24 protein-coding genes and 1 pseudogene are annotated in these 26,523 nt (G+C 57.5%); 10 read left to right on the forward strand and 15 right to left on the reverse strand.

What is annotated here, in order from left to right:
• Positions 1-117 precede the first annotated feature (117 nt).
• Complete coding sequence (locus BMZ24_RS18220; protein WP_092194336.1) at positions 118-441, reverse strand: sll1863 family stress response protein; 324 nt, start codon at positions 439-441, stop codon at positions 118-120.
• Between the two features lie 422 nt (positions 442-863).
• Here BMZ24_RS18220 and BMZ24_RS18225 point away from each other — a divergent pair, with 422 nt between their 5' ends.
• Positions 864-1,793 carry a ketopantoate reductase family protein gene (locus BMZ24_RS18225; RefSeq protein WP_092194338.1) on the forward strand — a complete coding sequence of 310 codons (930 nt, stop codon included), beginning with the start codon at positions 864-866 and terminating at the stop codon, positions 1,791-1,793.
• Positions 1,794-1,929: 136 nt separating this feature from the next.
• Here BMZ24_RS18225 and BMZ24_RS18230 read toward each other — a convergent pair whose 3' ends face one another.
• From BMZ24_RS18230 to BMZ24_RS18240, 3 genes are all read right to left on the reverse strand, one after another.
• Positions 1,930-2,616 carry a tellurite resistance TerB family protein gene (locus tag BMZ24_RS18230; RefSeq protein ID WP_092194340.1) on the reverse strand — a complete coding sequence of 229 codons (687 nt, stop codon included), beginning with the start codon at positions 2,614-2,616 and terminating at the stop codon, positions 1,930-1,932.
• Positions 2,617-2,875: 259 nt separating this feature from the next.
• Positions 2,876-4,105 carry an MFS transporter gene (locus BMZ24_RS18235; RefSeq protein WP_092194341.1) on the reverse strand — a complete coding sequence of 410 codons (1,230 nt, stop codon included), beginning with the start codon at positions 4,103-4,105 and terminating at the stop codon, positions 2,876-2,878.
• Positions 4,102-4,374 (reverse strand): winged helix-turn-helix domain-containing protein, encoded by a 273-nt coding sequence (locus BMZ24_RS18240; RefSeq protein ID WP_244150417.1) that lies wholly within the window; start codon positions 4,372-4,374, stop codon positions 4,102-4,104. Before BMZ24_RS18240 ends, BMZ24_RS18235 begins: the two co-directional genes overlap by 4 nt.
• A 666-nt stretch (positions 4,375-5,040) precedes the next feature.
• On the opposite strand from BMZ24_RS18240, the gene BMZ24_RS18245 reads away from it, so the two are divergent.
• A complete protein-coding gene (locus BMZ24_RS18245) occupies positions 5,041-7,794 on the forward strand; it encodes a PAS domain-containing hybrid sensor histidine kinase/response regulator (RefSeq protein ID WP_092194343.1) in 2,754 nt (917 codons plus the stop codon).
• Between the two features lie 63 nt (positions 7,795-7,857).
• On the opposite strand, the gene BMZ24_RS18250 is transcribed toward BMZ24_RS18245, so the two are convergent.
• The 3 genes from BMZ24_RS18250 to BMZ24_RS18260 all read right to left on the reverse strand — a co-directional run bounded on the left by BMZ24_RS18250 (position 7,858) and on the right by BMZ24_RS18260 (position 13,097).
• Positions 7,858-8,988, reverse strand: coding sequence for a response regulator (locus BMZ24_RS18250; protein WP_092194344.1), 1,131 nt, complete (start codon positions 8,986-8,988; stop codon positions 7,858-7,860).
• An 88-nt stretch (positions 8,989-9,076) separates the two neighbouring features.
• Complete coding sequence (locus tag BMZ24_RS18255) at positions 9,077-10,285, reverse strand: response regulator (protein WP_161949236.1); 1,209 nt, start codon at positions 10,283-10,285, stop codon at positions 9,077-9,079.
• Complete coding sequence (locus BMZ24_RS18260; protein ID WP_161949237.1) at positions 10,278-13,097, reverse strand: PAS domain-containing sensor histidine kinase; 2,820 nt, start codon at positions 13,095-13,097, stop codon at positions 10,278-10,280. Before BMZ24_RS18260 ends, BMZ24_RS18255 begins: the two co-directional genes overlap by 8 nt.
• A gap of 291 nt (positions 13,098-13,388) precedes the next feature.
• Here BMZ24_RS18260 and BMZ24_RS18265 point away from each other — a divergent pair, with 291 nt between their 5' ends.
• Both BMZ24_RS18265 and BMZ24_RS18270 read left to right on the forward strand, forming a co-directional pair.
• On the forward strand, positions 13,389-14,780 hold the full coding sequence (locus BMZ24_RS18265; protein WP_161949238.1) for an HD domain-containing phosphohydrolase: 1,392 nt from the start codon (positions 13,389-13,391) through the stop codon (positions 14,778-14,780).
• A gap of 54 nt (positions 14,781-14,834) precedes the next feature.
• Entirely contained in the window at positions 14,835-15,230 is a 396-nt protein-coding gene (locus BMZ24_RS18270; protein ID WP_092194352.1) for a response regulator, read from the forward strand.
• A gap of 87 nt (positions 15,231-15,317) precedes the next feature.
• On the opposite strand, the gene BMZ24_RS18275 is transcribed toward BMZ24_RS18270, so the two are convergent.
• From BMZ24_RS18275 to BMZ24_RS18305, 7 genes are all read right to left on the reverse strand, one after another.
• Positions 15,318-15,881, reverse strand: a complete 564-nt coding sequence (locus BMZ24_RS18275; protein ID WP_092194354.1) for an LOG family protein — start codon at positions 15,879-15,881, stop codon at positions 15,318-15,320.
• A 132-nt stretch (positions 15,882-16,013) separates the two neighbouring features.
• Positions 16,014-16,475, reverse strand: a complete 462-nt coding sequence (locus tag BMZ24_RS18280; RefSeq protein WP_092194356.1) for a cytidine deaminase — start codon at positions 16,473-16,475, stop codon at positions 16,014-16,016.
• A gap of 184 nt (positions 16,476-16,659) precedes the next feature.
• Complete coding sequence (locus BMZ24_RS18285) at positions 16,660-17,619, reverse strand: ornithine cyclodeaminase family protein (RefSeq protein ID WP_092194358.1); 960 nt, start codon at positions 17,617-17,619, stop codon at positions 16,660-16,662.
• A 91-nt stretch (positions 17,620-17,710) separates the two neighbouring features.
• Positions 17,711-18,340, reverse strand: a complete 630-nt coding sequence (locus BMZ24_RS18290; protein ID WP_092194378.1) for a LysE family translocator — start codon at positions 18,338-18,340, stop codon at positions 17,711-17,713.
• 193 nt (positions 18,341-18,533) lie between these two features.
• A complete protein-coding gene (locus tag BMZ24_RS18295; RefSeq protein WP_143077956.1) occupies positions 18,534-18,833 on the reverse strand; it encodes a hypothetical protein in 300 nt (99 codons plus the stop codon).
• 349 nt (positions 18,834-19,182) lie between these two features.
• Entirely contained in the window at positions 19,183-20,493 is a 1,311-nt protein-coding gene (locus tag BMZ24_RS18300; protein ID WP_161949239.1) for a hemolysin family protein, read from the reverse strand.
• 288 nt (positions 20,494-20,781) lie between these two features.
• A complete protein-coding gene (locus BMZ24_RS18305; RefSeq protein ID WP_092194364.1) occupies positions 20,782-21,615 on the reverse strand; it encodes an ion transporter in 834 nt (277 codons plus the stop codon).
• 519 nt (positions 21,616-22,134) lie between these two features.
• Between BMZ24_RS18305 and BMZ24_RS18310 the strand changes: the two genes are divergently transcribed.
• The 6 genes and pseudogenes from BMZ24_RS18310 (at position 22,135) to BMZ24_RS18330 (ending at position 26,005) form a co-directional block, all read left to right on the forward strand.
• Positions 22,135-22,665, forward strand: a complete 531-nt coding sequence (locus BMZ24_RS18310) for a chalcone isomerase family protein (RefSeq protein WP_092194366.1) — start codon at positions 22,135-22,137, stop codon at positions 22,663-22,665.
• A 157-nt stretch (positions 22,666-22,822) separates the two neighbouring features.
• Positions 22,823-23,263, forward strand: a complete 441-nt coding sequence (locus BMZ24_RS18315) for a DUF2062 domain-containing protein (RefSeq protein ID WP_279625559.1) — start codon at positions 22,823-22,825, stop codon at positions 23,261-23,263.
• A gap of 284 nt (positions 23,264-23,547) precedes the next feature.
• Positions 23,548-23,910, forward strand: a complete 363-nt coding sequence (locus BMZ24_RS18320; RefSeq protein ID WP_092194370.1) for a tlde1 domain-containing protein — start codon at positions 23,548-23,550, stop codon at positions 23,908-23,910.
• A gap of 4 nt (positions 23,911-23,914) precedes the next feature.
• Positions 23,915-24,388, forward strand: coding sequence for a hypothetical protein (locus tag BMZ24_RS18325; protein WP_092194372.1), 474 nt, complete (start codon positions 23,915-23,917; stop codon positions 24,386-24,388).
• Between the two features lie 183 nt (positions 24,389-24,571).
• Positions 24,572-24,640, forward strand: a pseudogene (locus tag BMZ24_RS20560) (SEC-C metal-binding domain-containing protein); the annotation flags it as partial.
• 69 nt (positions 24,641-24,709) lie between these two features.
• Positions 24,710-26,005: a hypothetical protein gene (locus BMZ24_RS18330; protein ID WP_244150419.1), complete on the forward strand. Its 1,296-nt coding sequence runs from the start codon at positions 24,710-24,712 to the stop codon at positions 26,003-26,005.
• A 237-nt stretch (positions 26,006-26,242) separates the two neighbouring features.
• Here the strand turns inward: BMZ24_RS18330 and BMZ24_RS18335 are convergent, their stop codons facing one another.
• Complete coding sequence (locus BMZ24_RS18335; RefSeq protein WP_244150420.1) at positions 26,243-26,422, reverse strand: hypothetical protein; 180 nt, start codon at positions 26,420-26,422, stop codon at positions 26,243-26,245.
• Positions 26,423-26,523 lie beyond the last annotated feature (101 nt).

Raw genomic sequence — 26,523 nt, forward strand, 5'->3', positions numbered from 1 at the left:
TCGGGGACGAAACCGGCCCGGAAATAACCACGCCGCGTGCATCGATGCGCGGACATGACCAATCCGGCGATCCCGTAAAAGCCATCCGCCAAGGGCAGCGTCAAGCCCGCGACAACTTCAGTCCTTGTCCTCTTTGCCTTCCTTGAACCCCTGCCCAAACGCGGCCTTGGCCTTGGAAAAACTGTCCTTCCAGACCTTAAGCGACTCCTCCAGGCCATCTTTGAGTTCCTCCCAGGCAGATCCGCCGGCCTCTTGCAACGCCTTCATTTTCGATTCAAGCTCATTGCGTTTTCCCTTCAGCTCCTCGATGCGTTCAAGGTAGCCAAGCTTCAGATCGGCCCTGGACTGATTCGCCTTTGCGGCCAGCAGATCGATCTCGGCGTTCCATTCATCAATTTTGGCTTTTAGTTTCTGCACATAGGCATCTTTTTTTTCCTGCATAAAAATCCACTCCTTACAAAATTACGGATCAAGCTTTTCCTGCCATGCCCCTAACGCGCATCTCGGCCAAATTTACCGTTTACGGCCAATTTTGAGGCTCGCTGGCAACGCACGACAATCTGCTCCAGCCAGAATAGGTCTGAAGCAAGACCTTGGCACAATTGCTTCATGTCCGCCACTTTCGGGCCATGCAAAAAATGTCGAACCGATCTGAAAATTCACCATTTCCAAAAAGGCGATCCAAGGCCGCGCATCCACGCCATCCGTGTTGGCCACTATGTCCGGTGAATTTTGAACGGATAGACGAACAGAAATCGCGGATTCGAATTGACCTTTTCGCGCAGGGTTTATAATTTTTCGGACTTTCCCGCGTCTGCCCGCGCGGCACCACTCGGCGGCAATGCCGACAACCAGGAGAATAGATGGAGACACTGATCATCGGCGCCGGTGCCATGGGCGGATTGTTCGCAACCCTGCTCACGCCGCTGGTTCCTGTAACCCTGTTCACCACCAATGCCGGGCACGCCGAGGCCATCAATCGAACCGGGCTGGCCCTCATCTGCATGGATGGCCAGGTCCGTCGCTCTTCGGCCTGCGCACTGACCGATCCAGACCGGTACGGCCGCCGCGCCGACCTGATCCTCATTTGCACCAAGGCCCGCTCGACCGGCCAGGCCGCGGACGTCGCAAGCCGACTGCTGGCCCGGGACGGCCTGGTGCTGACCCTCCAGAACGGGCTCGGCAACCTCGAACTCATCCAGGCCGCTGTCGGCGTCTCCCGCGCCGCCGCCGGAATCACCGCCCAGGCGGCCACCCTGCTCGGCCCCGGACAGGTGCGCCATGCAGGCAGCGGCCCCACGGTGCTCGGCGCAGGGCCCGGACAGGAAAAGAAGATCGCCGCCGTCGCCGCCCTGTTCAACCAGGCAGGCATCGCCACCACCGTCACCGATGACGTCGCGGCCCTGCTCTGGTCCAAGCTCATCGTCAACGTGGGCATCAACGCCCTGACCGCGCTGCTGCGGGTCCCAAACGGCACCTTGGCCCAAATCCCGGAATGCGAATCCCTCATGGCCGATGCTGTAACCGAGGCCATGGCCGTGGCCCGGGCCCTTTGCGTCCGACTGCCGGACGAAGCTCCACTGGAGAAAGTCCGGGCGGTTTGCGCCCTGACCAGCGGCAACCAGTCCTCAATGCTTCAGGACATCCTCGCGGGCAAACCCACCGAAATCGATGTCATCAACGGCGCGGTCGTCCGCGAGGGCGTAAAGACCGGCATCCCCACTCCAGTCAATCAGATGCTGACGGAACTGATAAAGGCGCTGGAAGCCACCACCGCGCAACGAATCAATTGAACTCACCGGCCCTTATCAGACCAATCAGTTCTTGCCATTTCTGCTCCCGAATCCCGAAGCCTTGCTTAAACAGACAAGCCGCTGAAGCTTCTGCATTTCAGCGGCTTGTTTCTCAGGGATGCCCAAACGCATCACATCAAAGCTGCGCCTGTCTGGCCTGACGCTCCAGCTCCAACTTGAAAGACGGATCCAGGTTCATCTTGCGAGCCAGTTCGTCCAGATAGGCACGCTCCATGAAATTCTCCTCGTCCACCATCAAGAGGCTGGCCAGATACATTTCAGCGGCAATCTCCGGAGTCGTGGCCGAAGTCGCGATTTCCGCAGGATCCATGGGCTTGCGCAGTTCCTGATCTACCCAGGACTGCAGTTCCCGGTCACTGGTCAACTGCGCGATACTCTGGTCGATCAACTGCCGTTCACGATCATCGATATGGCCGTCCGCCTTCGCCGCCGCGATGATCGCGCGCAGAACCGCCTTTCCGTGGAATTCGGCTTCCAGGGCAGGAACCCTGTCCACCGTCCGGGGTTGCGGCACTTGGGGCGCGGAGGCGCTGTTCTGCTGCCAGGTGCTGAAAGCCTTGTAGGCCACAAGTCCGAGCGCCGCCAGACCGCCGTACTTGAGAGCCGTACCGCCCATCTTGCGCGCCTTCTTGCTGCCCATGAGCACCCCGATCGTACCCGCGGCCAGAGCGCCGCCTCCCGCTCCCGTGAGCAGTGCGCCCAGGGGATTTCCCCCTGTCGCGGCATTTGCCCGGTTCCCGGCATTCTGCAATGCCCCCTGACCCGACTGAAGCATTTGATCCAGAAGATTCATTATACTCATTGAAAACCTCCACATAAGATGAAATGACGTCACTGCAAAAAGTCGTCATCCCCTTGAAGAAGGGGATCTTCGCTTTTCTAAATATCTGAAAAGAATGGATTCCCGCCTTCGCGGGAATGACGTTCAGGTTCATCCACGACTTTTTGCAGGTGCGTCTGAAGTTACTATTCGCGAAAAATCAGACTCAGAGTTCAAATCCGTATCGGCTTCGCATTGAAAAATGCGTTGCGTCGCACCTAATCCAGATCAAGAGTTGCCCTCATTCGCATGAACCAAAGCGATTGCACAACGGCCCTCTGCAATACGTTACACTTTTCGCGATCTGTTTGCTCTGGAACAATGCCCAGCTCAAAAGCGCCGTGGTCAGAACGAGCAACGCGCTCACGGCGATGGAGACCCCGTATGATCCGGTGGCGTCGGCCATGATGCCGCCCAAGGGCGGCCCGATGAGCGCCGCCAGCCCGTACCAGAGGAAACAAATGGGATAAAGGCGAGGGAACAGCTCTATCCCCATCTGCTCCACGATCGAGGCGGCGTAGACGACGAAGCATCCTCCAAAACCGATACCCGTGAACAGAACGGCGGCCAGCACGAGCCCTGGCGCTGACGGAAGCAGAAAGAGGAGCATGCTCAGTCCAAGAAAAGCCTGGGAAAGAAGGATGGTCAGCCGTGAACCGAGCCGATCGTGAACCTGCCCCCAGCCTATCCGGCCCATGGCGTTGCCCAGGGCGAAGACCGATATGGCCAGAGTGGCGGCCGAGTTTCCGAGGCCCAGGGACAAGGCGACGGGCTTGAGGTTGCCCACCACCAGCAGTCCGGCGAAGGTTCCGCTGAACATGCCAAGACACAGGAGCAAAAAATTACGCGAGGTCAGCAAGCTTAACGGCAAGGCCGCCCGGTCCCTGCCCTGAAGGTTTCGCGCGTGATCGTCCGAGGACGGCTCGCGCATGAGCAGGGCGCTGCATATCGCGATGGCGCCGGAGCCAAGGCCGATAAAGCGAAACACATGCATCACGTCCATGGCGCGGGTCACAAGCAGGTGTTCGGCCACGACGCTCAGGAAGATGGCTCCGGCACCGAAACCGGCGACCGAGACTCCGGTCACGAGTCCCTTCTTATCCGGAAACCATTTCATGGAGACCGTCAGGGGACAGATGTATCCAAAGCCGATTCCGGCTCCCGTGACCACGCTGAGACCAAGAAACAGCAGAAGGAAATTGCCTTGCGACAAAGACGCCGTCAGATAGCCCGCACAAAAAAGAAGCGCTCCGACCAGCGCCGTCAAACGCGCGCCGCGACGCTGCAGAAACCGCCCCGCTGGAATCATGACACAGGTGAAGACCGCAATGGTGGCGCCGAAAATGATGCCGCACTGGCTTGACGTCAAACCATACTCCGCTCTCAGAAGCGGAACAAACTCACTCCAGGCGTAAATGCCGCCAAGTATCATCTGGGTCAGACACCCTGCGCAAAGAACGATCCATTTCATCTTGAAGCACCCGTCAATCGTTCCAGGACTTCAAGGACGTCGCCGATGCAGCATCCGCTTTCCAGGGGATGCCGCAGGCGCTGGTCGCGAAGGATGGTATATCTGACCCGGCGGCCTTCGCGCTCCCCGATCAGATAACCAGCGGCCCGCAAATCGGCGACGATGTGCTGGACGGCCCGCTCCGTGATGCCGACCTCGCCGGCGATGTCCTTCATGCGCATGCCCGGATCCCGGGACAGGCAGAACATTACGTGTGTGTGATTGGTCAAGAAAGTCCATGAGGACGTTTGAGGTGTGGTGGTCATTATCAATCTTCCGTGAGAGTTGAGTAAGGTTTGATGTCCGAGACAAAAACTATGCGCCACGTAATTCACGAAATAAAATTCGTGAATCAAACAGACTTTTGCTTGACATATCCGTTCGTGTCAAGCTGGAACCAGCCAGCCAAGATTTGGCCTTGGACGTCCGTGAAAAGCGCGGGGGGCTTGCAAGAGGTAAAATATCTCAAGGATTGAACAGTTCGAACTTTTCCGGCAAGTCAACGCGACAATAAGCTTGCCGAGTAGGCGGGGAGTGCTTGAGAGGCTTCCATGCCACTGCCGGACAGAAGCGGAACGTGAGCGAACGGACGCCGCCGGTACGGTGGTTCTGTAAACACAGTGGACCACTTCCGGCTCGAAAAACATCATACCGATCTGGCACCGAGCAAGAATGTTAACAATAATATAAATGCATGAGCGGGACCTGACGTGCACAAAGCAACACTATTTTCAAAAAGCATATTTGGCATCGTTCTTCCATATTTCATTTTCGCATGTCTGTGGATTCTCATCTCCGACAATATTCTTGCCACACTTCGACTTGATGCAGAATCTGTAGTTCGCTGGTCCATTTACAAGGGATGGGGGTTCGTATTCGTCTCTGCGGCCCTCCTGATGATACTCATTCGCCTCCACTCGGCCAGTCGCGAAGAACTTCTGAATCGTCTCGCAGAGAGCGAAGACAGATTTCGTCTTGTGTGCGACAATCTTCCCGACAGCTATGTGTACCAATTTACCCTGGAGCCGGACGGCACGCCCCGTTTTCTTTTCCTCAGCGCCGGCATCGAACGTCTCCACGGACTCAGCGCGGAAGACGTGATGCGAGATGGACGTCTTCTGTATGACCAAGTGTCTCCAGCCCAATTTCAAGAGATGAAAGCCAACCAGGTCGCCAGTATCAAGGACCTCTCGGATTTTGTCATGAAACTCTCCATGCGTCGCACCGATGGTGTCTGGCGTTGGTTCCAGATCAGCTCGCGGCCCCGCCGTCTGGCCGACGGCCGGATCATCTGGGATGGGGTCATTACGGACATCTCGGAGCAGATGGAATCGCAGCAGGAGATCCAACGGGCAAGCGAATTACTGGAGCAGGCTGGAGAAATTGCCGGACTTGGGGGATGGGAGTTCAATGTGAAGACCCTGCAAGGCACCTGGACGAGCCAGGTGGCAAGAATCCACGACCTGGCGCCCAGTGAAAAGGTAAGCGTCGAACAGGGTCTGAGCTTCTACATCGAAACGTCCAGGGAAAAAATAGCGAGTGCGGTGCAGGACGCCGTGGACCTGGCGCTTCCGTATGATCTGGAGCTGGAGATGCTGACCGCCGCCGGGAATAAAAAATGGGTCAGAACCGTGGGCAGGCCCGTGGTGGAAGACGGCCAGGTCGTGAAAATCACCGGTGTCATTCAGGACGTCACGGAGATGAAGAAGGCCGAAATTTCACTGCGGGAGAGCGAACAGCGCTACAGAGAGATCTTCAACGCAACATCCGAAGCCATTTTCATCAGCGAGGCGGACACCGGCAGGCTGCTCGACGTAAACGATGCCATGCTCTCGATGTACGGGTACCGTTCCAAGGATGCAGTTCTGGCGGGAAACATAGGGGACTTGAGTTCAAACGAGGAACCATTCACCGAAGCGGAGGCTCAGAAGAGAATCGCCGCGGCGTTTCACGGGGAGCGCCTCCAGTTCGACTGGCAGGCCAAGCGACACGACGGCACTGTTTTTCCGGTCGAGGTCACGCTCAGGCACTCGCTCATCGGCGGTCAGAAAAGGATCATCGCAGCAGCCCGCGACATCACCGAACGCAAGCGGGCGGAAACGGCCCTGCGGGAGAGCGAACACCACTTCCGAACCCTGGCCAACGCCGGAACGGCCCTGATCTGGACATCAGGCCCGGACATGCTCTGCGACTATTTCAACGATACCTGGCTGGACTTCACGGGCCGCACCCTTGAACAGGAGCTTGGCAACGGTTGGGCCGAAGGCATGCATCCGGAAGACCATGACCGCTGCCTGGACTTTTACGTTACGAAATTCAACCTCCGGGAAGCGTTCGAGATCGAGTACCGGTTGCGTCATGCCGACGGCTCCTACCGCTGGATCCTCGATCTCGGCAACCCGCGCCACGACAGCGCGGGAGCGTTCATCGGCTACATTGGCCATTGCTACGACATCACCGAACGCAAGCACAATGAGCAGGCTATCATTCAGGCCAAGGAAGACGCCGAAGCCGCCAACAGCGCCAAGAGTTCGTTCCTGGCCAACATGAGCCACGAAATCCGCACGCCGCTGAACGGCATCATGGCCATGATGCAAGTTTTGGAGATGACGCCGCTGAACCCGGAACAGGCCAAGTATGTCTCCATGGCCATGACGTCCTCGGACCGTCTTGCCCGACTTCTGACAGACCTTCTCGACCTCTCCCGCATCGAATCCGGCAGGATGATCCTGCGCGAGGAGGAGTTCGGGGCCAGGGAACTGTGCGAGTCCGTGTTCGAGCTTTTCCTTGTCGCATCCAGGGAGAAAGGCATCAGACTGGAGAGTTCCCTTGACCCCGCCCTGCCCCCGATGTTGCTCGGGGACGAATCGCGGCTGCGCCAGATTCTCTTCAATCTGATCGGCAATGCGGTGAAATTTACCGATACGGGTTCGGTAACACTGGAGATGACGCCGCTGCGGTTCGAGAACGGGCAACCGCTCGTGCTCATGAGCGTGACCGACACCGGAATCGGAATCCCGACCGAACGGTTGGACGAGTTGTTCCAGCCCTTCTCCCAGGTCGAAACGTCCTACACCCGGAAATACCAGGGCGCGGGACTCGGCCTGTCCATCGTGCGCAGGCTCGTTGAACTCATGAACGGCCACATCATCATGGACAGCGTGCCGGACGAGGGAACCAGCGTGCATGTCATCCTGCCCCTGAAGCTGCCACCGGCACTTCTGAACGCCCGAGACCGGGAGAACGGTCAGGATAAACCTGTGCGTGGGATGCGCATACTGCTGGCCGAAGACGACTGGACCAACGCCTTCGCCACCAAGACACTCCTGGAAAAAAGCGGCCACAAGGTATCCTTGGCGGTGAACGGCCAGGAAGTCCTCGATCTGCTCGAAAAGCAGGGATTCGACCTGATCCTCATGGACATCCAAATGCCCGTCATGGACGGGATCGCGGCTACCAGGGCTATCCGCGCGAAAACAAGCCAGGTATCGAATAAAGACATTCCCATCATCGCCATGACCGCCTTTGCCATGCGCGGGGACAAGGACAAATTCCTTGATGCCGGAATGAACGGATACCTGGCCAAACCGGTGACCATGAAGGATTTGCAGTCGGAACTCGCAAAGGTAGCCCAAGGATTCGTCGGCTGAGGAGGCGCACATGAAATCCGTGCGCCAGGGCCAAAGGAAGAAATGTCGGATTCCGGACGCTGCCTACAGTTCCGGCGCCTGCTTCTGTTCTTTCCTGGCCAGCACGTAGAGCGGCTCCTTGACCCCCAGGATGGTTCCGAAATTGCGGATCAGTTCCAGCCCTGCCACGGTGATGCTCTGTCCCCTGTCCATCAGGACCGCGCCCTTTCCGCTCAACACCGGATCCATCAGCAGCATGCCCTCGCGCAGATCGTCGATCAGGACGCTGCGGATCTCGCTTTGCTGCCGCCTTTCCACGACTTCAGCCAAGGCAGACAAGACCCGCACGTCGTACACGTCCGGCATCTCCCGCATGCGCTGCAACGCTTCAGCAGCGGAAATTCCGACATTGTCGAGATCCGCGAAATCCAGCGCCGCCTTCAGTATCCTTGCGCCCGCGCAAGGATTTTTATCCACGGCCAGCTCATGCTCCGAGATCATCTCGACCACGCTTTCCAGGCGGGGAACGTGCCGCAACAGATTGCCGGCGATGTCCGGATGCATCAAGAATATTTCCTGCTCGTCCTTCGAAAGAGCCTTGCAGGAGATCTTCCGTTCAAGGATATCCATGGGCAGGGATATGCACCCGATCTGACTGAGCATGGCCGCCAGTTCGTATTTCCAGCTCCCCTCCAGGCCGAGAACCTGGACAATGCCCGCGACCAGGGGTTTGGCTTTTTCTGCACGCCCAAAGGCCTTGGGACTGACCAGCGCGAGAAGTTCCGACAAGACCTGGATACATCCGCGCAGGGTGCCGTGCAGAAGCTGTCTCTCGGACATTATCAGCCGGTACTGTTGCACGCCGTCGTTCACCGCCGAAAGGAGGGCGTCCGGGGCGCAAGGCTTGGTCAGCAACCGGAAGATCGCGCCCTTGTTCACAGCCGAGATGGCCGTATCGAGGTCGGCGTGGCCGGTCAGCATGACGCGGACCGTGTCCGGCCAGCGATTCTTGATGACGCCCAGAAGCTCCACCCCATCCATGACAGGCATCTTCAGGTCGGAAACAACCACGGCGAAGGGGCCGCTCGACTCCATGAGCCGCAAGGCATCCAGGCCGCTTCCGGCGGTCTCGATCTCGAAACGATTGCGCAAGTTGCGCCGAAACGTCTCAAGCACGAATTTTTCATCGTCGACAAAAAGAATCCGTTCGCTCATGAGCCCTCACCGTTGTTTGTCCCGATACATCGCGGCCCTCATGTGCCCAAGGGCGCCTCGTCCGTAAATTCATACTTCGCGAGTCGTGTCAGCTCGGTGATTCGAGTTCGGTCATCATCACGGCCTTCCATTTCGCGAGCGTCACTTCCCCGTCTTCAACATCAAGAAGTGCTGACGCAAATGAATGCGGAGCGTGTCCGCTCTGCCGCACGTAGCGGTTGTGCATTTCCACGTCCACCATGTGCACAACGAAGGAGAGATGCGACCAGGCAGGCCCCTGCCTGCTTCCGTGGTGCTGGGCGATGGCGATGACGACATCCTCGGAAAATCCCCACAATCCCAACAGGTAAGCGCCGACCTCCGCATGGGTCACCCCCAGCTCTTCCGCCTCGATGTCCGCCAAGGGAATATTCCGCGCCTGAGCCAGAAGCAGGATCCGCACAAACTCTCCCGGACACCCTTCGGCCAGAACGATCTTGCCCACATCATGCAGGAGACCGCACAGAAACGCGTCCTCGACCGCCCTGCCATCCGCCCCGTCGCTCCGCGCCACCGCCCGGCAGCAACGCGCCACGTCGAGACAGTGAGTCCAGAGCTTCTCGGTATCAAATCCGGGGTACATGTCCGGATCCAGGGTCTTGAAAACTCGATCGGCGATCACCAATCCCCTGATCAGATTCACGCCGAGTATGCCCACCGCCTGGAGCATGTCGCTCACCCTGCGGGAAAGCCCGAAATACGGAGTGTTGATGAGCTTCAGGATACCCGTCGTCAGGCTCATGTCCTGGGAAAGAATTTTGGCCAGGGTCAGGTTCGACGTGTTTTCATCGCGCAGCGCCCGGGTCAGTTCCCGATACACATTTGGTACCACCGGCAGATGTTCCATGCGGTGCACGACCGTTCGCAAACGTTCATTCATGAGCAAAAAACGCAGCCGCGAAGCCGATTGGACCGCCTCAAGGAGTTCCGTCGGACCGACAGGCTTGTTCAGCAACTGATGCGCGGCGACGAGAAGGCTTGAAACAACGCCATCCTCGGCTTCGGACGTCATCAGGATGCGCATGGTCATGGGCCAGCGCTCCCTGACATGCGTCAACAGTTCCTTGCCGCCCATGTCGGACAGTCTGGCGTCGGTCACGATGACGTCGCAGGCCATGGAGGAGAGAATCCGATCCGCCTCACTGGCGGACGTCGTCAACAGCAGCTCGATGGGCAGCTTTCTGGCCATGACGATGCGCCTCAGACTCTGCTGCACATGGATGTCGTCATCAACGAAGAGCACTTTGAGCTTATTCATTGCGCACACCTTCGCCCACGCCCTCAACAGGCAAGGAGATGATGACCGTGGTTCCCTTGCCGGTTTCGGTTTCAAAGCCGATATTGCCGCCATGCTCCTTGACCACCACACGATGGGCGATGAACAGGCCCTGTCCGGTCCCTTTGCCCACGGGCTTGGTCGTGAAGAAGGGTTCGAAAATATGATCCCTAGCATGCATTGGAATACCCGTCCCGTCATCCTTGATCCGAATCTCGACCCGGTCTTCCAGGTTTCGCGTGCCGATCGTGATCTTGCCCAACCGGTTCGCCTCCCTGGATACATCCATGACCGCGTGCACGGCATTGACCACCAGGTTCAAGAGCACTTGGCCTATGGCCTGGGAAGAGCAGACAACGCGTGGCAGATTCGGATCGAGGTCGACAGCCATTTCGGCCACGTATTTCCACTCGTTGCGGGACAGAGTCACCGTTTTATCGATCAGTTCGTTCAAATCGACCTCCTGATGCTGGTCGTGGCCAGGGTGAGCGAACTGCTTGACCGAATTGACGATGGCGGAGATCCGGTCCAGCCCCTGCATCGTCTCGGAAATCGCCGGTGGGAGCTCTTCCAGATAAAATGGAACCTGCAGATCCGTTTCCCTGGCCGTCAACTTCTCCAGGGCCTCGCTTCCCGTGGTCAGAGTCCGGCAGGCTTCGAGGGCCAATTTCAAGTTTTCAACCCCCTCCTTGATGAACCACATGTTGTTCATGACATATTGAGTCGGGGTGTTGATTTCGTGGGCGATCCCGGCGGCCAACTGACCTATGGCCTCGAGCTTTTGCGTCTGGAGAAGCTGGGATTCGAGCATCCTGCGCTCGGTGATGTCCAGAAACAAAAGCCAGTAGCCCAGCGGATGGCTCCCCCCTGAACGCTGCGCCACGGGCGTGACCAGGACAAAGCGGATGTCCCGTTGGACCTGCAGGCGCAGGTCGAACCGGGACCCCGGCAGGAAACAGGCCTCCTGGCCGAATATCGAGCGAAAAAGCGCCTGGTCCTCTTCATGCACCAGGGGCGTTATGGGCATGCCCATGAGCACATCCCTGCTCTGCCGCACGAGGTCGCAGAAGTGATCGTTGCAATATTCGACAATGCCCGCCAAATCTACATGCACCAGTCCCTGGCTCATGTTCTCGGCCAGACTCCGGAAAAGCTGCTCGCTGCGCGCCAGGCTTTCCCTGGCGCTTCGGCGGCCGGTGACATCCTCGACGAACCCCTCGAAATACATGACCCTGCTCTGCGCATCACGCACCAGGCGCCCACGCAGACGGCCCCAGAATGTCGACCCGTCCGGCCGAACCAGATTCACGTCCCTGGCTGGAACGATATCCCGCTCAAGGCCTTCTGCGATCAACGCGTCCCGGTCCGCCGGTTCGGCATACATCTGACGGGCGATATCCATGTAATACCTGATCATGTCGCTGGTCGAACCGAAACCGAACATGTCGGCCATGGTCTCGTTGACGCTCAGGTAGACGCCTTCGGGGGTGCTCTGGAATATTCCCACCGGCGCATGATCAAAAATGCTCTTGTACTTGCTCTCGATGGACTCCAGGGTGTCCCGGATTCTGTCCGAAGAGGTCACGTCGCGGGATACGACAACCCTGCCGATACGTTTACCGTCCCTGCCCAGCAACTCGCTGGCGCGAACCATGAATCTGCCCGGCAAATTGGGATACGTCACGGACGTCTCATGCGACAAATGCCCCGTGTTTTCCAGTCTGCACTCGGTGCAGCCCAAAATCTCCCGGCACGTTCTGCCGACCACGTCCTTGGGTAACAGCCCCAGTTTGTCCGCCAGGGCCCTGTTGGCCCGCTGAATGACGCCCGAGTCGTCGACCAGAAACACCAAGTCGGAAATTGTGTCGAAGGTGCGTTCGAGTTCCTCCTTGGCTGTCAGGATCATTTCCTGATCCCTCAAGGACTCCGTCACATCCTGGAGAAAAATCGAAGTACCCGCGAATTGTCCGGACACGCCGGGCACCTTGCACGTGCAAGTTTGGAAGAGCCGTTCACCACCGGAAACCGGAAAAGTAACCAGACGCTCCTTCGCTTCGTCCGGTTCCATTTCTTCCGGACTCAATGCCTCAGCGAGCCAGGGAAAAACCTTCAATGCCTTCTCCCCGCAAAGGCTCGCCATTGCTCCTTTGGTGCGACATGCGTAGTAATCCCGACCATGCGCCGCATTTTCCTCAAGCAGCCTGGCGGCGGCGCGATTCAGGTTCTCGATGGCCCCATCGTGAGAAACAAAGATGACCGGATGAACGAGACTTTCGAAAAAAGTCAGGTAACGATTCTTCTCGTTAGTCATTTTCCGCAGGCTTGCGGCCAGGCGAGCGTTGGAATCCTGCTCCCCGTGCCCCGCCCATTCGGAGCAGAACGCCGTGCTCATGCGGTCGAAAAGACGAATCATGGAATATTCGAGGCCTTCCCTTCCTTCTCCAGGAGGCATGAACTGCCTGATGCAGTCCAGAAATGCCTGCCTGTAGTAAACGAAAAGCCCCAGAAACATGCCGAGATCGACACCGCGCTCCCGATGCCTTTGGGCCGCCTGAAGCCCGAATTCTGCCACAGGCTCCGAACTCCAGTCGGTATGCACCTTGATCTCGATGTCAGACGCCGATCCTTCCGCAAAGGCCGGAGACAGGGCGTCAATCAACCCGGCAATGGAGATTCGCCACGCTTCGGGAAGCGTGGATGTGTATTGGGCATAACCGTGCTTCTGGGCATAGAAGAGAATGCGCTCGACAAGCCAATCTTCCTTGGCCCGGAGCAGGTCAACGGGATTTTCCATGCGAGTTCCTTGCTTTGAACGCAAATCCCGTCCATCCGCGAAAAGAAGGGCGGCAAGCGCGCGACGCATGTTCTACGGGCATAAATCAAATTTCACTTGTCATTATTCACGCCCATGCCATACGTGTGTTGTCGAGCGGCAAAATACTGCAAGCGCCAGGATTCTGCAAGAACGTGCCAAAAATAACGGCATCCCAATCCGGGAAGCGGAAATTTTCCGATACGAACGTGCATGTCGACAGGGAATTGCCGACATGAGACCTTACCAATACGGCAACAACAGAGGTTTTGCGTGACCACAAACCAGAAGCATCGCGAACAGGCAGTCCTCTTCGTCGATGATGAACCGGCAGTATTGCTCGGCCTGAACCGTTCCCTCCACAATGCCACTTTCCGACGCCATTTCGCCGGGTCCGCGTTTCAGGCCCTGGAACTTATCGACTCGGGCGACATCGACATCGTGGTTGCCGACGAACAGATGCCCGGCATGTCCGGTTCCGACTTTCTGGCCATAGTCCGCAACCGACAGCCCCGGATCATCCGCATCATCCTCACCGGCCACGCGAGTCTTGAACGCGTCATCGCTGCCATCAACAACGGACAGATCCATCGCTTTCTGACCAAACCCATCGAGACGCAACAGCTTGTGGAGATACTCGAGGAGTACCTCACGGCCCTGCGCCTGCAGGACACCAAAACGGCCTTGAACAGCCGGACCGACACCGTCGGGCGCTGGGAATGGGACATCCTTGAAGACACATGCAGCTGGAACGAGAGTTTCGCACGCATCATGCACACCCGGTTGGACGAAGGAAACGCACGACTCCCTTCCCTTTTTTCAAGCGTCCATATCGAAGATCGCGCGGAACTCCTCTCCATCATCCACAACTGCCGCGACAACGCACAAACCAGGGAAGCCGAACACCGCATCGTCACACCCGATGGTGAAGTGCGCTGGGTCATCCAATTCATGGATGTTTTCCGGGATGGCGACAGGGTCTGGAAACTTTTCGGCATGCTTCGCGACATCACGGACCAGAAGGAAAAGGCGACCCTCCTGGCGGAACGCATGGTCATGCTGCAGGCGACACTGAGCAAGACCGTGGAAGCCCTGGGCCGCGTAACCGAGATAAGGGACCCGTACACGGCCGGCCATCAGGCCCGTGTCGCCCGTTTGGCCAAGGAGATGGGCAGGCGCATGGGACTGGATTCCAGGTGTCTGGAAGGGCTGGAAACAGCAGCCAAGCTTCACGATATCGGCAAGATCTACGTGCCTGCGGAGTTTTTGACCAAACCCGGAACGCTGCGCGAAGCGGAAATGAACCTGATGAAGTACCACCCGGAAATCGGTCACCAGATCATCCAGGACATCCCCTTCAGCATGCCCGTCGCCAACATCGTCCTGCAACATCATGAGCGACTGGACGGATCCGGCTATCCGGGGGGCCTCAAGGAAGAAGAAATCCTTCCGGAGGCCAGAATCCTGGCCGTAGCCGATGTGTTTGAGGCCATGTCGTCCTACCGTCCGTATCGGCCGGGACTGGGGCCGGAAGCGGCCATGCGGGAATTACGCACTGGGAAAGGGATTGCGTTCGACCCAACGGCGGTCGACACTCTGGAAGGGATCATGGAGGAGCACCCGGATTTTTTAAGCAGCACCCGAGCGATGGACAACAGTGACTGACTCCTTGAAGAAACGCTGTACCAATGACTCTTTTGCCGGAGGATTGCCAACGTTATGAAATTCCTGATCGTTGAAGACGACCCCGCCGGAGCAATACTGCTGAGGATGATCCTGACCGAATATGGAGACGTCGACGAGGTGAACGATGGACCCGGCGCCATCGAGGCCTTCGACGGAGCCTGGTCGGAGGGCAGGCCCTATGACGTGATCTTTCTGGATATCATGATGCCGGACATGAGCGGACACGAGGTGCTCAAAGTCCTTCGGGAAAAGGAGCGGGCTCTGCGCCTGCCTCAGATCAGGGAAGTCAAGATCATCATGACCACCGCCCTCGACAGCGCCGAAAGCGTGAGCCAGGCCTTCTACGAAGGCAGGGCTTCGGGGTATCTGGTCAAACCGATATATGGGCACAGCATCATCAATGAAATGAAGAAGCTTGGCATCATCTAAAAGGCATCATTCCGGGGCCGACGCCTCGAACAAGATTGCCCCGAGCATCCGCCGGGCACTCACCGGACATATCCGTCCGGCAATCCCTCAACCGGCCGCCAGCCTGTCACGAAACTGCTCCGCCATGAGATCCAGAATTTCCGACGGGTCTGATGAGACCGTGATGGCTTCACGATACGGCTGCTTCATGAACCCTTCCCGCTCGGCCATGCCGAGCATCAGCTTCAGCGGCTCATAAAAACCGTTCACGTCCAGGAGTCCGCAGGGCTTGGAGTGAAATCCCAGCTGCCGAAGCGTGTAAACCTCGAAAAACTCGTCATATGTCCCAATCCCGCCCGGAAGGGCGATGAACCCGTCCGCCAAGTCGATCATGAGCGTCTTGCGCTCGTGCATCGTCGGCACGACATGAAGCCGAGTCAGCCCTCTGTGAAACTCCTCCTTGTCCTTCAAGGCCTGAACCGTGACGCCGACGATTTCTCCCTTGGCCTCAAGGACACTCTCGGCAAGCCGGTTCATGAGGCCAGTGCGGGAACCGCCATAGACGCAGGTGATCCCGCGCCTGGCCAGTTCACGACCCAGGGCGTCGGTGGCGTGCATGTAGGCCGGATGGTTCCCGGAGCTTGAGCCCAGGAACACGCAGACTGATTTCATGGCATATCTCCAATTGGCGACGCCCAAAAACGCGCCGTTGTCCAGTCGTGACGAAACGGTCAGCCGCGGCGCATGCCTATCGAAGCAAAGCCGCGCTTCAACCGCAAAAGTTCAGGCCGGGTCCGGCAGGCGTCAGCCGTGCCCGTCACGTCTTCCCGGGAGTCCGGAGTCCAGGGAAAACGCCAGCGGCATCAGCTCCCGGATCGAAAAGGAACGCTCCGCGCCAGGAATGATGATCGCCGCGTGCGGGGCCAGTTCCCGAATCCATTGCCTGCATGCGCCGCACGGCATGCGCTGTTCAAGCGGCGCGTCCTGCGGCGCATCCACGCAGGCGACGGCGATGGCGATGATGTCTCTCTCCCCGGCCGCATAGGCCGAGGCCAGGGCCACCCGCTCGGCGCAGGTGCAAAGGCCGAGGCTGGCGTTCTCGATGTTCGCGCCCCTGTATATCGCGCCCCGCCCGCACAGCACGGCGGCGCCGACGCGGAACCCAGAGTACGGCGCGTACGCCTGCTCCGCCGCCGATGCGGCCTCGGCAAGCAGTTTGTCGTGAAGAACGATGTCGAGACTCTTATCGGAATCGTGCTGCTTCATCCGTGACCTCCCTTATGCGCTGGAAGCATGTCCGCGCGCTGTCGACCTTCGGCCGCACGGTGGCTCCGTCATCCTTTCCTGCCCATGCCGATCCGTTATTGCAACTACGGCACAGCCGGGACCACTAGCCTTGTTTCAGGAGCGCTGGAAGCGGGCCTGCCACATTCGCGTCAGGTCGCCAGCGTCAGGGCGTCAGCACCAGGCCAAGCTCATCGGCCTTGCGCAACGCCAGGGAGCCGATGGCGATGTCCTGCAATGCCATGCCCGAACTGTCGTAAATGGTGATTTGATCGACGCGAGTCCTCCCCGGAGTCCCGTTCAGCACCGCCCCGATGGACGTGATGCGGCCGGAATCCGCCAGCCCGGCCTTGTGGGCCGCCTCGTATTCACCGATGGCCAGGGACTGCTGCACCACGTCGGCAAAAAGCGACGCGCCGGCTACCAGGGCCGTGTCCAGCTCCTGCTTGCCCGGCTGATCCGCGCCCATGGCCGAGATGTGCGTGCCCGGCCGCACCCATGCCGCATCGAAGAGCGGGCCGCGCGAGGCGGTGACGGTCACGACGATGTCGGCGGCGGCCAGGGCCGCCTGCGCACTCACGCACACGGCGTCGATCCCGAGTTCTTCGCGGATGCGCCGCGCAAACGCATCTCCAGCCTGCGGGGAGCGGTTGACCACGAAAACCTTGCCAATGGAGCGCACCTCGCGCACGGCCAGCAGCTCGAACCAGGCCTGGTGCCCCGCCCCGAACAGGGCCAGGACGCGGCTGTCCGGACGGGACAGATGGCGCACGGCCACGGCGTCCGAGGCCGCGGTGCGCAGGCAGGTCAGGTGCGAGGCGGCCACGAGGGCCTCGGGGTAGCCCGTGTCCGGGTCCAGCAGCAGGGTCGTGGAGGCATGGGCGGCCAGCCCGCGCGCACGATTCCCCGGCCAGTAGCTGCCGACCTTGAGCCCCACTTTCCGGCTGGCCCCGATGAGGCCGCTCTTGATACTGAACGAGGTCCCCTCGTCGGGTCCGTGCCCCTGCGCCACCGGAAAAACCGTGGCCAGACCGCACCCGTATTCCTTGAACATGGCCTCCACGGCCTCTATGGCTTCGGCCATGGTCACGACCCGGGCCGCAACATCTTCGCTGACGAATTTCATGCATACCCCCGAAAATTCATCTAAAATTCACTCCATCAAGGCTCAGGCCGCGCGTTGCGCCTCTTTGCCAATGCCCGAGCCCTCCGGAACCTCAAAACAACGCGCCACCGAAACCAAGCAGCCTGAGCCCGTCACGGAAAAGCAGCAGCGCCAAGGCGATCAGCACGAAGCCGAGCGCGCGCATGGTCCAGACATACACCGCGCCCCTGAAAAAGGACCTCGACGAGCCGACAAGAATGGCCAGGGCGATTTTGGCCCCGATCAGACAGGCGTAGAAGCCCGCCACAAACGCCGCCGGAGCCCAGGGGCCCTGCACCAGGGCCTTCGTCATCGTCGGCGCCCCTACGCTGAACCAGAAAAGATAGGGGTGCGGACTCAGCATGTTGGCCAGAATGCCCTTGCGCAGCGACCGCTTCTCAGCACTTGGAAGCTGAAGATCGAAGCCCTTGGCGCGCACGCTTTCATACCCCATGAACAGTATGAAAACGCCTCCTGCGATGGAGATGATTCCAAGGATGCCGTGAAAAGCCGACAGCTTCGAAAGCACGAGGAGCGTCAGAAGGATGATCGGAAAATCGGTGATGATGGGGGCAAGGGCGACCCTGATCCCGGACCTGATGCCGTGCCGGAGCGTTTCCGAAATGACCAGCGTAAGCAGCGGTCCCGGCGCGAACCCGGCGGACAGCCCCAGAACGGCTCCGATTGTCAGATAGTATCCCATGTCGATCCTGCGCAAGAAAAGGATGACCCGGTCAAGGCCGCACGCAACAGGCCCCGGGCCGTGAAGCCCGAGGACATAGTTCGCATCCTTGAAAGACACAAGCCGGCGCGCAATCCGGCCGACCGTTCAGGCGCAGCGCCGCCGCAGGAACGAACGGCCGAATTAATCGCAGGGCGTGGGAAGGCGGCCGATATCAGTGGAAATTCACGGAAAACGTCCCGTCCGAGTCATTGGCCCGGATCTCGTAGCGGCCGCGCATGGCCACCGTCAGCCCCACGCCCGCTCCGGCACGCACCGCTTTGGCCACAAGGCTTGCCAACTGGTCATCCGGGCAGTCCGCATTGACATGCAGCCCCACGCTTTCATCCGTGTCCCCGAACTGCAACAGAAAGGCGTTGTGCTCTACAAACACCAGATCCTCATACGCATACGTAAGCCCCAGCCCCATGCCCGCGAGCATGTCCCTGACCAGGCCGAGCGGTCGATTAGCCATATATCCCCCTTGTGCGTTGTGATGACCGATGATGTCACGTTCCATTGGAAAATTCCTTTTCCGGAATCGTGCCAACACAGCCGGTCCGCACAAGCCCCTCAGCCTTAAAAATAAAGTACTTTATTTCAATATATTGGATTTGAAAACTGACATCGGGAAAGAGCAATGCCGGATAAATGCGAAGACATGCCACATTAGCAAGGAACAAAACTGTCTTCAGAGCCAAAAATGAAGATTATCGCCCCGGACGGCCAAGTCCACAGCCTCCGCCGGAACATTGATTTTGCCGCATGAAAAAGGGCCTGGTTTTCAATGGCCATCCGGCAAGTCGAACCGACAACTGCCGCCATCACGACCCAGCAGGATCGTCTCCTTCAAGCCGGGAAATGAGAATCTTGTCGAGCCGTTGCCCGTCCATGTCCACGATTTCGAATCTGAACCCGTGGTAGGTAAAAAACTGCGACTCACTGGGTATATCGCCGAGATGATGCAGAATGAATCCGCTGATGGTGTTGATTCCCGGAAAGGACTGAGCCGTCGGCACGTCGATGCCCAGCCTGTGAAAGACGTCATAGAGCGGCGCGTGGGCGTCCACCAGCCATGAACCGTCTTCGCGTCCGGCAATGAGCGGAACCTCCAGGGCGTCCTCCCTGATCTCGCCGACAAGGGATTCCAGGATGTCCGTCAGGGTGACGAGCCCTTGGATGTCGCCATATTCGTCGACCACGATGGCGATCTTGTTTCCGGTTTCCTTGAACGCGCTCAAGAGGGACATGGCCGAAAACGTTTCCGGGATGAATATCGGTTCCTGGAGCACGCTACGGATGCTCTGTCCGCTGAGGCTCTTTGCGTAGAGGTCCTTCACGCTCACGAAGCCGATCAGATTGTCCGCCGAACCGTCCACCACCGGATAATTCGAGTGGTTTGCCTGGCGCAGGACCTCGGCATTCCTCTGCTCGCCGTCGGCCACGTCGATCTGCACCACACGCGACCGATGCGTCATGACTGCCGAAACACGCTGATCCGCGAAGTGCATGACGCGGTTGAGCATGTCCTTTTCCTGCGGTTCAATGATGCCCCTGACCCGAGCCTCGTCAATGACCGATCTGAAGTCCTCTTCCGTCAGCCCGCTTCTGCCTTCGCCAATCCCAAGTAGCCTCGCGAGGAGGTGCACATTTCGGGACACGAGCACCACGACGGGATGGGCCACGGCCTGAACGAACGTGATGACGGGCGCAATGGCCTTGGACCAGCGGTCGGGATTGGAGAGGGCGAGCTTCTTGGGCAGAAGTTCGCCGAATATGAGCGTGAAATAGGTAATCACGGAGACCGTGATGAAGACGGCGGCGGTCTCGGACACCTCGGCGGACACATCGAACGCCTCGGCGATTCTCAAGGACAACACCCCTGAAATCGTGGCGCCGCTGAAAACGCCGGTGAATATGCCGATGAGGGTGATGCCTACCTGCACGGCGGACATGAATTTCTCGGGATGACCGGCCAGGCCCAGCACCAGACGCGCCCGAACGTTCCCACTTTTGGCCTCCCGCCGAAGCACATGCCGCTTGGATGTCAGGACGGCGATTTCGGACATGGAGAAGACGCCGTTGACCGCTATGAGCAGGAAGATAACGAAAATCTCAAGCGCGAGTATGGCCATGACGACTCCCGACCTGTTGCAATGTTCATGAATCACGGACCAACATGAACATACCGCATTCAGTCCATTACGAAAAGCAGGCATCCTCTGAAGATCACGAGGGAGGCGATTGTGAACCGCTTGGCCGCCGGCAGTTCATATCCGAATTCGAGGACTTCACCTCGACATCGAAAAAGTGGAGCAGGACGGCGGACTCCTTTGCGGCTCCGAAAGTTCGCCTGGAACCGCTGCGACCTGAAACCGGCGGACACGGCAAGGCGAAAGCAGGAGGTGCGGATGGAGGAAAAGTCAGAGCCTCGCGCCGCAGTGTTTGCAGTAAGCCGCGTCGGAGTCATGCCCTTCCGCCCCGCATAACTCGCAGGCCTGGGTCGAAATGCGCCCTGCGGAAGCACGGGAAAGCTCCACCGTGACGATTCCGGTCGGGACCGCAATGATGCCGTAACCAAGAATCATGACCACGGCGGCCAGAGCTTTTCCAAGGGGTGTGATCGGAGAAATGTCTCCATAACCCACCGTGGTCAGAGTCACGATGGCCCAATACACGGACTGGGGGATGGATGTGAAACCCGATTCCTCGCCCTCGATCATGTACATGAGCGAACCCAGGACGACGACCAGCGTCAGCACCGTGAACAGGAACACCGTGATCTTGCGCCGACTGCTGCGCATGGCGGCAGTCAGTTGCCTGGCCTCGTTCAGATAGTTGGCCAGCTTGAGGACCCGGAAGATTCGGAGCACGCGCAGCACCCGGATGACCAGCAGATACTGGCTCCCAGGCACCACCAGGGAGATGTAGGTCGGCAGGATGGCCAGCAGGTCCACCATGCCGAAAAAACTCCACACGTATCTGAAGGGTTTGCGGACCGACACGATGCGCAGGGCGTACTCGATGCTGAAGAGCACGGTGAACGCCCATTCCGCGATCAGAAGTTCGTCGCCCCAGCGGGCATGTACCGAGGCCACGCTGTCAAGAACCACAGCCAGCACGGACAGGGCGATGCTCAGAATGAGGATCAGGTCGAAGGCCTTGCCGGCAAAGGTGTCCGCCTCGAAGATCACCTCGTGCAATCTGGAGCGCCAGGGCCTATCCGGGGCCTGCAGACCGTTCGGTTCATGCCTCATGCCAAAACCCGTTTCCTGAAATCGCAACCAAAATCATGATCTCCCCTTTGTTCCGGACTACTGCAAAAACAGACTCAATCGACACCTTGGCTGCATTTCCGAAACAGGGCAGTGTGCCGCCCTGCTGAACGATATGCCCGAAATACGACCGTCACGCTTCAATTTATCCCGCCAGGAGCATGAAGTCCATCCACTGCCACGTCTGAAATCGTGACCGTCCCCACTCCGACCACCTTCGGGACTGGACGGCGGACCTTGTTGGCCTTTGGCCAGTTGTTGCATCTCGGTTGACTTGATAGAATTGTGTCGCATTATCATTTTCTTGAGTGCATACGACTTCGCCTGTCGTCCCGATATAACCAACGGAACATGGAACCTGAGAAACGGAACGGACGTTCGAATCTCTTGCAGATTAGTCTCGAATGCCCCGCTTTTTGTGGAAAATGACAAATCTTAGATGATGTCCAATATTTTACTTGATGACAAAATCGCATAATTGCAGGATTCAGGTTAAATACTATGTGCAGAAAAATTATTTTTCCAATCTGTGCTCTCATCGTCTTGGTAATATCCAATGCCCAGGCGGACACAAACACAATCTCCCGGTATGTTCCGCAAGCTCAGCAAGTCGGCTCAGGCAGACTCACCTTCCTTTTTTGGAATGTTTACGACGCAACGCTGTATGCTCCCAAAGCGCAGTGGAGCGCCCATGAGCCCTACGCACTCTCCATATCCTACCTCCGCGAAATAAAAGGCGCTGAGATAGCAAAAACCTCTGCGGAAGCAATTCGGGATCTCGGATTCTCAGATGAGGAAATCCTTGATGACTGGTATAGACGCATGCTGATGATATTCCCTGATGTTGACAAAGGCTCTAAACTGATCGGAGTACGAAACGATAAAGGCGAGACAATTTTCTATAATAACGATCAGATTGCAGGAACCATAACGGACCCTGCGTTTGCCGACTGGTTTTTTGGAATTTGGCTGAACGAAAAGACACAGAAGCCGGAATTGCGAAGAAAACTACTCGGTCTGCAGACAAGATAAACCGAATAAGAGAACAAATCGAACATCGTGAGACTCGAAAAATCACCCTTTTCGGCATTCTCGCCATCCTTGTTGCTGTGCCATCAAACAAGAGGATATCACGCTGAATTCTGAACCAAAACCTCCCATATGGCCCATACGTCTGTGGCGAACCAGGGTGCGAGGCCCTGTTCTGCGAGAGTTGAAACTGGGCGTTTCGCCGGAGCGCGTAGCCTTGGCGGTCATCGTCGGGCTGGTATCTTCCACCTGGCCCCAGATCGGCACAAACCCGATCATGGCCCTCATTCTTTCGTGGTCGTTCAAATGCAACAAAGCGATCACAAGCGGCATCTCACTGGTGTTCACCCCGTTTCAATACGCCCTCATGATCCCCTTCCTGCGCGTGGGCGAAACGATCCTTGGCGTCGAACATTTCGAGACAACGGTTCCCGACATCATAAGAATCGTATTTACGGATCCAATCGGCTCATTCGCCATTCTCGGTATCCCCCTTCTCCACGCGATACTCGGCTGGATCAGCGCCTGGGCCTTGGTCGGCCCGGCCCTGTTTTTCCCGACGCGCCTGCTCATGCGACGGATATCAAACCGAGTTTCTTGACCTGACTTTGCAATGCCGTTTGACAGCCCCCAACACCTGAGATGCTGACGTTGCACCCGCGATACCGCTCGGTTTCGTTGTCGGTCCTTCGCGGGATACCTGCCGTGAAAATTCCTGCCTATCGCCGACACAAACGGGAACAAGACGCTGCCTGAAGAACTCGCCCGCAGGGGGCGCGTCGGAACGCCTCGAAGCGATACAGATTCCCCCCAATATCCCCGGCCTCTGAAATCTGGCACGGTTCAAACTTTGAAAACCAAAACGCCAATCAAGGAGAATCAACCATGCCATGGCATTACAATCAAAGATCAGGCAAAATCGTCGGTCCCGGTGGAGAAGATTATCAGGGATACAGCGGGCGCGGAGTCCACAAGAATGAGCCAAGATCCGAAGCGATAGTCGATTCCGGCCCGATTCCCCGCGGCACATGGCGCATCAATCCCGACCATTACGACAGCGCCACTCTGGGACCTTTCGTGCTGAAACTCAGTCCTGTCGGCCACTCTGCGCACGGAAGAACCCATTTCAGAATTCACGGAGACAAGGCAGGCGCCTTGGGCACCGCATCCAAAGGGTGCATAGTCTTGAGCCGCGAAGTTCGAAAAGCCATTGTCAGAAGCGGCGAAACCACTCTTGAAGTGAGATAGGAACGTGAAGCACTTATCTTTGATCCTCGCATCGTTACTCATGTTCATGGCGCTTCCAGCATTCGCGGATAAACATTTTGAGAACGAGACCATCGAGGAAAAAAAATTCGAGTACATTGTGCATCAAGCCTGCAAAGATATTTTTGCAAACACAGATATTTTAGTTGCGACACGAAAAGAATCCGAAGCGGCTTTCAGCCTGATCTGGCAATTCTCTGTTGCGCGCAAGATTCCAAGCCAGCCGGTGGCTGCAATAAGCCTTTATACGATACTCGAAAGTGATCCGACGGACGAGTGCAGTCCTCCATTCATCGAAGAGGACATCGAAACGGCCATCGTATGGAGCCGCAGATCAATCGATGCTCTTCAGTCTTTCACCATGAATGGCGAAAAAGAAGAACAAATGCGTAGAGCATGTCTGAGCAATATTGAGGATATCTACCTAAAGATGATCGAGGAGGCGGAAAAAGTAAAATAGAATGAAAATGACAACACGTCCGTCCAGTCAGGCTGACGCGGCCATCACGTTCGAGACAATGTGTCGCAATCCTTGCCGAACAAGCCTTGTGAGTTCAGATTGTGAAAAATGACGAATAATCGTAGGGGTTGAATCAGAAGATGGCTTGATGTCGAAAAAATTCTTTCAGTGAGATGACCTGCTGTGAAAATATCCCGAAACGCCCCATGCCCTTGCGGCAGTGGACAGAAATACAAGAAATGTTGCCTGCCCAAGGAAGAAAGTCAGGATTTTTCCTACCGAAGAATCAGCCAGACCTTCCAAAGCCTGACCGGCAAGCTCATGACCTTTGCGCAAAACACACTTGAAGCAGATGGCATGGACGAGGCCATCGACACATTCCTGCTTTGGGGCGATGAACTCGATAACGAGGACACCATCGATGATCTCTCACAGGTGATGGTGCCTTGGATTCTCTGTAGCTGGGATCTGACGCTGCCTGACATCGAAGAACTCGACTTTGAAATTACCCTCCCCGCCGACACCACGATCGCGGAACTCTACCGCCAAAAACGATCAAACAAGATCGACAGCCTGGAACTTCACGTCCTTGAATCCGTGGGCCGTCTGGTCTTTTCTTTCTACGAAGTAACGAGCGTATTCCCCGGCAACGGCTTCGCCTGCATCGACATTCTCACCGGCAGTTCGCACAAGGTCACCGATCACAGCGCCTCGGAGTGGCTGGCTCAAGGGTCCATCTTGTTTTGTGCCATCTCCAGGGTCGACGACGTAGAATTTCTTTCTGCTGCGAGCCCCATATCCTTCCCGCTGCCATGGAAAGCGCATATCATTGACCTGCGCACATCCCTGATAGGCCAGAAAAATGCGCTCTCGGCGGAGGATCTGTCAGAATACGAATTTGAGATTCGTCAAGTTTTTCTGGAATTGTACGCGGCGGCCAACAACCCTCCGTCTTTGTCGAACACGGATGGCGATCCTCTATCCCCGCAAACGCTTCACTACCGCATCTCAAGCCCCAAAGATGCCTTTGACGCCCTGGTCCATCTCTGCGTGACGGAATCGCCAGAGCAGCTTCTTGAAAACGCCGACTACACCGAGAACGGCGAACTTGTTTGCGTGACAATCCCCTGGGGTCGCCTTGAAACAGCGAAAACCACGACAATGTCGAACACCATCCTCGGCTACATTGACATTGAAAGTGAATCCATGACCGTCGAAGTGAACTCGGAAAAAAGAGCGGCTGAAATCCGGGAAATCATTCAGAACGTGATGGGCGACAAGGCGCACTACAAAACCACAAGCATAAAGCCCATGCGTGCCGCCGGAGAGCGCGCCGAAGACGATGAAGACCCGCTTGGTTTCCACAACAAGATGATGCAAGACCCTGCGATCAGGGAGCACATGGAAAACATGTTTCTCGATCACTGGGGTCAATGGGTCGATACCCCTCTTCCAATCCTTGACGGGCAGACACCCAGGGAAGCGGCAAAATCACCCAGCGGGCGGGAAAAAATCGATGCACTGATCCGTAGCGCGATCCATAACTCCGAGAGAAGCCCTGACCTCGAAGTTCAGAAGAAAGGAATCGAGCGTGCGCGAACGGAGCTTGGCATTTAGAAAGATCAATAGTTGCACAAAACATGTACGTTTTGTGCAACTTAATTATTTTTACCAAATGTATTGGCATCCGCCCCACCCATCTCGACCTTCACCCCGTATTTTCTCGCCGAGCACGCTGGCCACCAATGGCAGCGAGCGCATCACGGCCCGTGTATCGATCATGAAGTCCTCCAAATACGAAAAGCCCTGAAGCTTGTGACTCCAGGGCTTTTCGTTCGTTGTTGTGTTTAACGGCTAGGCTATGCCGAGCAGATACCAGTATGGCTCGAAACTTCGTTCGACCAGCTGGCCAAGCTGCTGGACAAATGGGCCATAATCCATGTCCTTCCCCGCCTTGTCCAGATTCTCGTAATAGGCGGCCCGATCCTCCACCGGGATGATGACCGTCGGAAATCCTGCCCGCATGAGTTCCACGTATAAATAGTCGATCCTGAAAAACTGTTAAAACGCCACGTCAGGCACAAACCTGTAGCGGCTGAACATTAGGTCGAAGTACGTGTCCAAGGAATTTGAGG

This window comes from Desulfomicrobium norvegicum, from assembly GCF_900114595.1.
Taxonomy (GTDB): domain Bacteria; phylum Desulfobacterota; class Desulfovibrionia; order Desulfovibrionales; family Desulfomicrobiaceae; genus Desulfomicrobium; species Desulfomicrobium macestii.